We start from the raw sequence: 9,094 nt of genomic DNA on the forward strand, positions 1-9,094 counted from the left end.
GGCATCAGCTTTACCGAATTTACCTACCAGCTCATCCAGGGATATGATTATTACTGGCTGAACAAACATAAAAACTGTAAACTCCAAATGGGAGGCAGTGATCAGTGGGGAAATATAACCACCGGTACCGAGCTCATACGGCGTATGGGGGGGGGCGATGCCTTTGCCTTCACCTGCCCCCTTCTTACTAAATCCGACGGCGGAAAATTCGGTAAAACGGAAAAAGGAAATGTATGGCTGGATCCCTCCAGGACCTCTCCCTACCAGTTTTACCAATTCTGGAGAAATGCAACCGATGAAGATGCCGCAAAATGGATAAAAATCTTCACTTTTTTAAGTAAGGAAGAAATTGATCAGCTCATTGAAACCCACCAGCAACAAGCCAGTCTGTACACTCTTCAGAAAAAACTGGCAGAAGAAATTACCAGCCTGGTGCACGGAAGGGAAGCCTACGAAAACGCTATAAAAGCCTCTGGAATACTGTTTGGCAACGCTACTACCGAATTGCTTCTAAGCATTAGCCAGGAGCAGCTGCTGGAAGTACTGGAAGGTGTTCCAACCTACGAATTCGCCCTGAATCGTATAGAGGAAGGTATCGATATTGTTAGCTTCCTTGCTGAAACAGGTATTTTCCCCAGCAAAGGAGAGGCAAGAAAAATGGTTCAAAGTGGTGGGGTAAGCCTGAATAAAGCTAAAGTTCCGGCTATTGATTTTAAAGTGGTGGGCGCTAATCTATTGCACCAGCGTTACTTGCTGATTCAGAAAGGTAAAAAAGATTACTTCCTGGTAAAGGCCGTCTGATTTTCGTACATTAGGGAAGAAGCTGCCAATATGAAAAAAACTTTCCTGCTGCTGGCATTTTGCCTGGGAGCCCTCTTGCTTTTTTCCCAACAGGATAAACAACGCGCCTTTCAAACCCTGTTTATTGAGGTAGAAAATAACGGCATTATTGACCTGCCGGAAGGTAATTTCACCCTTACCGGAACACTTTCAATGGACGGTAAGAAATCGGTGATCATACGAGGTAAAGGAAGGGATAAAACCATTCTGAACTTCGACAAACAGACTTCTGGGGCAGAAGGAATCCGCATCACAAATGGATCCGATATTGCATTGGAAAACCTCACGGTTCAAAATACGAAGGGAGATGCCATCAAAGCACAGTTGGTGGATGGCATCCGTTTTCACCAGGTTAAAGCAGAATGGACAAGGGGCGCCCATTCCTCCAATGGCGGATACGGCATCTATCCGGTTCAATGCCAGCGGGTACTGATAGACAGTTGTTATGCGCGCGGCGCCAGCGATGCAGGTATTTATGTAGGACAATCGCATCATATCATTGTCAGGAATTCCGTTGCCACGGAAAATGTTGCAGGTATAGAAATTGAGAATTCCCTGTATGCAGAAGTAGTCAATAATGAAGCCTTTAATAATACGGGCGGCATCCTCGTATTTGACCTGCCCGACCTGCTGGTTAAAAAGGGCGGGTTCACCAAGTTGTACCAGAATAGGGTCTACAATAATAACCATGTAAACTTTGCCCCAAAAGGAAATATTGTGGGGAAGGTTCCTGCCGGCACCGGCATAATGATCCTGGCGGCCAACAATGTGGTTATTGAGGAAAACAAAATCATCAACAACCGAACCGCTGGCACCGTTGTAGTTAGTTATTACATAACAGAAAATCCTATCAAGGACAGCAGCTATTACCCCTACCCTTCGAATATTTTTATTCATGCCAATTTGTATGAACGGAAACATCAACGCGCCACTATGAAAGGTAGGATGGGAAAACTTTTTCGTTTCAAACTCCGGTTCGGAAAAAATGTACCGCACATCATTTACGACGGAATCCTTGATAGCAAGGCAGTTTCCCCAAATAAGCTTTGTATTCAAAATAACCAGGGTGCCAGTTTTGCCAACATAGATGCCAGTAACGGATTTAAAAATATCAGCCGCAACCTCACCATACATACCTGTACGCTGAACATACCCGTGAATGTAACCATGCAATGAAAAAAGGATGTATCATATTGGTGCTAGTCTGCTCCATTTTTTTAATGAGTCATTTACAGGTTCAGGAAACCTATGTTCCTCCCAGGCAGAAGCTATCGGAATATGGATTTTTTGAAGGGCCGCTTGCTGCCCTTCAACCTGTTGCAGGCGTGGTTCCCTACGAATTGAACAGCGCGCTTTTCAGTAATTATGCCCAAAAAATCCGGTTTATAGTAATTCCTCCCGGAACATCAGCGGTTTACCAGGCAAGCAAACCTTTTGATATGCCGGTGGGAACTATCCTGATAAAAAATTTTTATTACCCATTGGATTTCAGGCAGCCCGATAAAGGAAGGCGACTCCTTGAAACCCGCTTATTAATTCACGAAGAAGCTGGCTGGAATGCCCTGCCCTATACCTGGAACGATGAACAGACAGAAGCCTATTACGACGTGGCTGGTGATACCAAAACTATCCGCTATACCGATTTAAAAGGGAAAACCAAAACTACTCCCTATCTTATTCCGAATAAAAATCAATGCAAAGGCTGCCATACCAACGGCAAAGAATTTCTACCCATTGGAATCAGCGCCAGGCACCTGAATAAATCCATTCTTTGGGAAAACAACCCGGTGAACCAGCTCCAGCTCTGGAATAAGAAGGGATGGCTGAAAGACCTGCCAGCAACGGAAATTCCGGCAAACGCAGATTGGCAAGATAACAGCAGAACCGTGGATGAACGGGCCCGGGCCTATCTCGATATCAATTGCGGCCATTGCCATAGTGCAGGTGGCCCGGCCAATACCTCCGGTTTGTTCCTGGATGTTTTTAACCAGGATCCAACAGCGCTGGGCATACACAAAACACCGGTGGCAGCAGGCAGAGGATCGGGCAACCTAAGCTATGCGATTGAACCGGGAAAACCGGAAAAATCAATCCTGGTTTATCGCATGAATACGGTTGATCCGGGCATTGCAATGCCTGAATTGGGAAGGGAACAAATTCATAAAGAAGGGGTAGCGCTGATCAGTGAATGGATCAAACAAATGAAGCCCTGATCAAGTTCCTGTCTTCACAAATTCGCGGATTCCTTTCACCAGAAGATCCAATTGTTTTGTTGTGGTATATACATGCGGTGTAATTCGCACTCCTTTTATATTTTCCCATTCAATGCCGACTGTATGAATTTTGTAGGTATTGAAGAGGAATTGGTCCAGTTCAGCTGGCTTCCTGTTTTTTATTGCCACAAGGCCGATGGCACAGGCAAACCCGGGTTGAAGGGAGGTGCCAATTTCCACTCCAGGCAGCTCTTTAACCTGCTGCATCCAATAGTTTTTCAGGTAATGTAACCGTTTCTCTTTGCGCTCCGCACCAATCATTTCCTGAAACTCGATGGCTTTCCCGATCGCCTGTTCTATAAAAAATGGGCGGGTTCCGAGGTTTTCGAATTTCCGGATATTGGTTTCTTGTCCGGCGGGCGCTCCAAACAATGGATAGAGCTTTTCAATTTTATCTTTTTTTACAAATAAAAACCCGGTACCAATGCAGGCGCTCAGCCATTTATGCAAGCTGGTTCCGAAATAATCCGCGCCCAGTTCATCCAACCTGAAGTGAAAATGCGCAAAACTATGCGCGCCATCTACCAACACTTCAATTCCTTTGGCATGGGCAGCATCTGCAATTTTCCGTACGGGCAGCATTTGCCCGTTCCAGTTAATGATATGGGTAATATGTACCAGCTTGGTTTTCGGCGTAAATGCTTTGGTATATTGTTGAACCAGGTAATCTGAATCCTCGGAAGGCAGTTCCAGGTTCACCCATTTAAGTTGTATGCCGTCTCTTTTTTCGCGTTGTTTCCAGGCGTTGATCATATTTGGATAATCCTGTTTGCATAGCACCACTTCATCTCCTTTTTGCAGGGGCAGGCCAAATATGACTGTTTCCAGGGCTTCGGAGGCATTGCGCTGGAGGGCGATCTCTTCGGGATTACAACCCGCCAGCCGCGCCAGGTTTAACCGTAAAGGCTCTCTACCCTGGTCCAGGATCCGCCACATAAAATAACTGGGTCCTTCATTACTAAGGTCATGAAAACGTTTCATGGCTTCCTGAACCACCCGGGGCGAAGGGCTGACCCCACCGTTGTTCAGGTTAATAATCGAAGGGGAAACGGTATAGGCTTGTTGAATACTATACCAGAAATCCTCCTCTGAAGCCAGGCTATAGGCATCATAACTACTGAACTGTTCCAATTTTTGATCGAGGTTACGGCTCCAGGAAGGTAGGGCTACCCCAGCCAAAAGGCTGCCCAGGCCCGCCTTTGACAAATAATGGAGAAAGGTTCTGCGATTAGGTGCTAACATATCTGGAAATTAATGATTTACACGATTCTACCTCTTTCTCAAATTTTCCTATTTTTTTTTGGCAGAAAGGGGAGCACCCTTTATTTTTGCACTCCCATTGAGGTAGGATGGCCTATAGTATAATGGTAGTACGACAGATTTTGGTTCTGTTTGTCTTGGTTCGAATCCAGGTAGGCCAACAAAAAAGACGATCAGCAGGTTGCTGATCGTCTTTTTTTGTTTTGATATTTCTCTGGTTCTTATAATACATTACCGGACCCTCTCCGCCACAAATTGACCTTCCGTGATTTCTACTAAATCATTTTCTTCCATACTTTCCTCAAGATAATTACCCGTGAAATGTCCGCTGATGGATTTGTCAGTGATGGACGTGATGGTGATTGAATATTTTGAGTCATCGCTGCCGCCCTCGTTTCTCTGGGTATAGAACTTCAATTCAGGTATATTTTCAATGTAATGTATCGGCATAAAATAATCATCGCTCTTATAAACACCCGTACCAATCAATCTGCTCATGGGCGTTTTTACCATACCCGGTAATGCCAAGATTCGTTCGCCGTTGTCCAGGTAATCCAATTACCATTCATCTTGAATTTTATATAATAGTTGGGATTCGACTCAGCCTCCTTTTTACAGGAGGACATTCCGAGTGCGAGCAGTACAGTGGCCAGTGTAATAATTCTTGTTATTTTTATCACAGTGAAGTCTTAACGGAATCGTTACCATTGTTATTTTAAACATGAACATAGAATTCTTCCGCCAATATTGCCTGAGTTTTCCGGATGTAACAGAGGAATTTCCATTCGGTCCTGAGACCCTGGTATATAAAGTAAAAGGAAAATTATTTGCCTTAACGGATCTTGACCTTTTCGAAAGCATCAATTTGAAATGTGATCCGGATGAGGCCGTTGAGTTGCGCGAACGCTATCCCGCCGTTCAGCCAGGCTACCATATGAATAAAAAACATTGGAATACGGTGGTAATGGATCATTCCATTCCAGACCGCCTGCTCAAGGAATGGATCGCCAATTCATATGCGCTGGTCAGAGCCAGTTTGCCAAAATCTCAACGCTAAATAACAGTTAGGTGAGGAAGTGCTGTAATTTCAAAAGACAGGAATCCAGGCTTTCTTTCCAGGGAAAAATGGGCACCTTAAACGCACGCTGAATTTTATCAGTGGCCATTAAGCTAAAAGCAGGCCGTTTAGCAGGAGTTGGATAGGAAGAGGAAGGAATGGGTAACACCGCACAAGTGCTGCCAATTTTATCGCGAATGGCCAGGGCAAAATCGTACCAGCTGATTCTTCCTTCATTACAATAATGATAAATTCCCGCCTGGTGGCTTGAATTCTTACCAGTTTCCAGTTGATCTATTATCTGAACAATGGCGCTCGCCAAATCCGCTGCATAGGTAGGTGCGCCGATCTGATCGTTTACAACGTTTATTTCAGTACGCTGCTGCATTAGCCGCATCATAGTTTTTACAAAATTATTCCCATAGCTGGAATAGACCCAGGATGTACGGATGATGATAGAAGAGGCGCATTCCTTCAATGCAAGTTCCTCTCCTTTTAACTTGGAACGCCCATACTCATTAACCGGGTTAACCAGCGCATCTTCTTCCAGAGCAACAGCACTGGTTCCATCAAACACATAGTCCGTTGAAATATGAATCAGTCTTGTTCCATATTCCTGGCACAAGGCTGCCAATACACCAACCGCCCAGCCATTTATCTGCAGGGCTGTTTCCGGGTCGGCTTCTGCTTTATCTACAGCCGTATAGGCTGCACAGTTGATACAATAATCAGGTTGGTGGATCGCAAAAAAAGCCTGCATTTTTGCCGCATCATCCAAGGGAAAAACTGCACGATCAGTGAATAGAAATGTAAACCTGTTTGTATACAGGGGGGCTAATTCCTGCAGTTCGGAACCCAGCTGTCCGGCAGACCCGGTAACCAGTATTTTTTTCATAAGTCCAGTTCAAACAAATGATCTACCTCCGCAAAAAGCGGCAATACCTTATCCTTGTCAGAAATCAGCATAGCCTCTTCCGGCACTTTCCAATCAATGGCCAATGCCGGATCCTTAAAGAATACGCCAGCTTCTGCTTCTTTATTATAAAGCGCATCACATTTATACAATACCTCTGCAGTTTCACTCAGTACAGAATAACCATGCGCAAATCCCTTCGGTACTAATAATTGTTTTTTATTCTCTGCTGTTAATTCAATACTGAAAACCTTGCCGAAACTGGGCGATTTTTTCCGGCAATCCACTACTACATCCAGGATTCTGCCTTCCAGGGCACGAACCAGTTTGGTTTGCGCAAAAGGCGCTAACTGGTAATGAAGCCCCCTTACTACGCCATAACCCGATCTGGCCTGGTTATCCTGTATAAACTGGTAATGAATGTTGGCAGCTGCAAACACAGCGGCATTGTAGGACTCGAAGAAATAGCCCCGGTGATCGCCGAAAACCTTGGGTTCATAAATCAGCAATCCTGGAAATCCGGTTTCTGTAAATGCCATCAGGATTTTTGTTCGTATTGTGCTTGGTAATATTTTTTGTAATCGCCACTGGTTACATGTTCTACCCAATCTTTATTATTCAGGTACCAGTCAACTGTTTTTTCCAATCCTTCCTCAAACTGCAGAGAGGGTTTCCATCCTAATTCCCTGGTAAGTTTGGTAGCATCAATGGCATAACGCAGATCATGCCCGGGGCGATCAGTAACATAACTAATCAGGCTTGCTGATTCTCCTTCGTTTCTGCCAAGTTTTTTATCCATAATGGAGCAGAGCAAATGCACCAGGTCAATATTTTTCCATTCGTTGAATCCACCCACATTGTATTTTTCACCTTCCTTACCGGTATGATAAATCAAATCAATTGCTTTGGCATGATCTTCCACCCAAAGCCAGTCACGCACATTTTCCCCTTTTCCATAAACCGGCAAAGTCTTTTTATGCAGGATATTATTAATCATCAAGGGGATTAATTTTTCCGGGAAATGATGCGATCCGTAATTATTGGAACAATTACTCATTACCACTGGAAAGTGGTAGGTATGGTAATAGGCCATTACAAAATGATCGGATGCTGCTTTGGAGGCAGAATAAGGCGATCGGGGATCGTAGGCCGTTTCTTCGGTAAAAAAACCCTCTTCTCCCAGCGAACCATATACTTCATCCGTTGACACATGGTAAAACCGCTTTCCTGAAAAAGCATTGGCCCATGCTTTTCTTGCTACGTTCAATAAGTTAGCAGTACCCAACACATTGGTTTTTACAAACTGCAAGGGATCCGAAATACTTCTGTCCACATGACTTTCAGCGGCCAGGTGAATGACACCATCAAAAGCATAGCGGGCAAAAAGTTGCTGCATAGCAGCCTCATCCGTTATATCGCCTTTTTCGAATTGATAATTTGGTGCTGCTTCAATATCCTTCAGGTTTTCCAGGTTTCCAGCATAGGTCAATGCATCCAGGTTAACAATTTTATACTGGGGATATTTGGTTACAAATAACCGTACTACATGAGAACCGATGAACCCGGCTCCTCCGGTGATTAAAATAGTGGATGTTGTCATTATAAACTCCAATAAGCTCTTGAGGTAATCGAATTTTTATAAATGCCTTTTAAATCCACAACAACCCCATGTTCACGGGTTATGGAGGAAAAATAGGCATCGTCGTGTGCTTTGTATTGTTCGTGCGGAACCGTAATAATTACAGCATCGTACTCTTTTCCTGCCTGGCGGGTTAATTGAAGGCCGTATTCTTCTTTCACTTCTGCGCTTTCTGCATAGGGGTCTTCTACATCCACATGAATATTAAAGGCCAGCAGCTCTTCTACTGTGTCAACAATTTTAGAATTCCTGATATCGCTTACATTTTCTTTAAATGTTACCCCTTTTACCAATACCCGTGGATTGTCGGAATTACGCAGCACGTATTTGATTATTTTTCTGGCCAGGTATTTAGCCATATCATCGTTAATAAACCGGCTGGCGGCAATAACCCTAGACTGGTAGCCCAGCGAAGCTGCTTTATGTGTCAGGTAATAAGGATCTACACCAATGCAATGCCCGCCAACCAGCCCTGGTTGAAATTTCAGAAAATTCCATTTTGTACCGGCCGCTTCGATTACATCGTATGTATTAATGCCCATCCGGTCAAAAATCAGGGAGAGTTCGTTCATCAGGGCGATATTCATATCGCGTTGCGTATTCTCCACGATTTTACTGGCTTCCGCAACTTTGATGGAAGGGGCTCTATGCACACCTGCGTCTACTACCAATTCGTAGGTACGGGCAATTTCTTCAGCTGCTTCTGCATCGCTTCCGGATGCCACTTTAATAACAGTACGCAGCGTATTTTTTTTATCACCCGGGTTAATGCGCTCCGGTGAATAACCGAGCTTAAAGTCCTCTCCCAGTTGTAATCCGGAAATTTTTTCCAGTACCGGCAAACAGTCTTCTTCGGTACAACCCGGGTAGGTAGTTGATTCATAAACTACATAATCTCCTTTTTTCAAAACTTTACCTACCGTGGTAGAAGCCCCTATCAGGGGTTTCAGATCAGGAACATTGTATTTATCAACAGGCGTAGGCACTGCCACAATAAAAAAACGGGCTGTTCTCAAAAGCTCAAGATCATCGGTAAACACGATGTCGCGGTTTTTGAATTCTTCAGGATCTACTTCCTTGCTGGGATCAATATGATTCCGCATCATATCCAA

The 9,094-nt window shown here is 44.3% G+C and carries 10 protein-coding genes and 1 tRNA gene; 5 read left to right on the forward strand and 6 right to left on the reverse strand.

What is annotated here, in order from left to right; translation table 11 throughout:
• The 3 genes from tyrS to A1D16_RS13215 all read left to right on the forward strand — a co-directional run.
• Window positions 1-801 (forward strand): tyrosine--tRNA ligase (tyrS, locus tag A1D16_RS13205; protein ID WP_290710211.1); only part of this gene is annotated, 801 nt, incomplete at its 5' end.
• A gap of 30 nt (window positions 802-831) precedes the next feature.
• A complete protein-coding gene (locus A1D16_RS13210; protein ID WP_290710213.1) occupies window positions 832-2,016 on the forward strand; it encodes a parallel beta-helix domain-containing protein in 1,185 nt (394 codons plus the stop codon).
• Between the two features lie 44 nt (window positions 2,017-2,060).
• Window positions 2,061-3,053, forward strand: coding sequence for an SO2930 family diheme c-type cytochrome (locus A1D16_RS13215; RefSeq protein WP_290710215.1), 993 nt, complete (start codon window positions 2,061-2,063; stop codon window positions 3,051-3,053).
• Here A1D16_RS13215 and A1D16_RS13220 read toward each other — a convergent pair whose 3' ends face one another.
• Window positions 3,054-4,355, reverse strand: a complete 1,302-nt coding sequence (locus A1D16_RS13220; protein WP_290710217.1) for an aminotransferase class V-fold PLP-dependent enzyme — start codon at window positions 4,353-4,355, stop codon at window positions 3,054-3,056.
• A gap of 108 nt (window positions 4,356-4,463) precedes the next feature.
• Between A1D16_RS13220 and A1D16_RS13225 the strand changes: the two genes are divergently transcribed.
• Window positions 4,464-4,534, forward strand: a tRNA-Gln gene (locus A1D16_RS13225).
• A 70-nt stretch (window positions 4,535-4,604) separates the two neighbouring features.
• Here the strand turns inward: A1D16_RS13225 and A1D16_RS13230 are convergent.
• The gene (locus A1D16_RS13230) at window positions 4,605-4,871 is read right to left on the reverse strand and encodes a hypothetical protein (protein WP_290710219.1); all 267 of its coding nucleotides are present in this window, start codon (window positions 4,869-4,871) and stop codon (window positions 4,605-4,607) included.
• A gap of 223 nt (window positions 4,872-5,094) precedes the next feature.
• Here A1D16_RS13230 and A1D16_RS13235 point away from each other — a divergent pair, with 223 nt between their 5' ends.
• Window positions 5,095-5,430: an MmcQ/YjbR family DNA-binding protein gene (locus A1D16_RS13235; RefSeq protein WP_290710222.1), complete on the forward strand. Its 336-nt coding sequence runs from the start codon at window positions 5,095-5,097 to the stop codon at window positions 5,428-5,430.
• Window positions 5,431-5,437: 7 nt separating this feature from the next.
• Here the strand turns inward: A1D16_RS13235 and rfbD are convergent, their stop codons facing one another.
• From rfbD to A1D16_RS13255, 4 genes are all read right to left on the reverse strand, one after another.
• Window positions 5,438-6,325, reverse strand: coding sequence for a dTDP-4-dehydrorhamnose reductase (gene rfbD / locus A1D16_RS13240; protein WP_290710224.1), 888 nt, complete (start codon window positions 6,323-6,325; stop codon window positions 5,438-5,440).
• Window positions 6,322-6,882 carry a dTDP-4-dehydrorhamnose 3,5-epimerase gene (gene rfbC / locus A1D16_RS13245; RefSeq protein WP_290710225.1) on the reverse strand — a complete coding sequence of 187 codons (561 nt, stop codon included), beginning with the start codon at window positions 6,880-6,882 and terminating at the stop codon, window positions 6,322-6,324. Before rfbC ends, rfbD begins: the two co-directional genes overlap by 4 nt.
• Window positions 6,882-7,943: a dTDP-glucose 4,6-dehydratase gene (gene rfbB / locus A1D16_RS13250; RefSeq protein WP_290710227.1), complete on the reverse strand. Its 1,062-nt coding sequence runs from the start codon at window positions 7,941-7,943 to the stop codon at window positions 6,882-6,884. The genes rfbC and rfbB overlap by 1 nt, the downstream gene beginning before the upstream one ends.
• Window positions 7,943-9,094 (reverse strand): nucleotide sugar dehydrogenase (locus A1D16_RS13255; protein ID WP_290710229.1); only part of this gene is annotated, 1,152 nt, incomplete at its 5' end. The genes A1D16_RS13255 and rfbB, both read right to left, overlap by 1 nt.

It is taken from the genome of Flavihumibacter sp. CACIAM 22H1 (assembly GCF_001601815.1).
In the GTDB taxonomy this organism is placed as follows: domain Bacteria; phylum Bacteroidota; class Bacteroidia; order Chitinophagales; family Chitinophagaceae; genus Flavihumibacter.

What these genes read in the sequence shown, in the direction of transcription:
- rfbB (WP_290710227.1), bottom strand. Translation starts at nt 7,943, where the DNA reads ATGACAACATCCACTATTTTAATCACCGGAGGAGCCGGGTTCATCGGT.
- A1D16_RS13235 (WP_290710222.1), top strand. Translation starts at nt 5,095, where the DNA reads ATGAACATAGAATTCTTCCGCCAATATTGCCTGAGTTTTCCGGATGTA.
- A1D16_RS13210 (WP_290710213.1), top strand. Translation starts at nt 832, where the DNA reads ATGAAAAAAACTTTCCTGCTGCTGGCATTTTGCCTGGGAGCCCTCTTG.
- A1D16_RS13220 (WP_290710217.1), bottom strand. Translation starts at nt 4,355, where the DNA reads ATGTTAGCACCTAATCGCAGAACCTTTCTCCATTATTTGTCAAAGGCG.
- A1D16_RS13230 (WP_290710219.1), bottom strand. Translation starts at nt 4,871, where the DNA reads ATGAGCAGATTGATTGGTACGGGTGTTTATAAGAGCGATGATTATTTT.
- rfbC (WP_290710225.1), bottom strand. Translation starts at nt 6,882, where the DNA reads ATGGCATTTACAGAAACCGGATTTCCAGGATTGCTGATTTATGAACCC.
- A1D16_RS13215 (WP_290710215.1), top strand. Translation starts at nt 2,061, where the DNA reads ATGAGTCATTTACAGGTTCAGGAAACCTATGTTCCTCCCAGGCAGAAG.
- rfbD (WP_290710224.1), bottom strand. Translation starts at nt 6,325, where the DNA reads ATGAAAAAAATACTGGTTACCGGGTCTGCCGGACAGCTGGGTTCCGAA.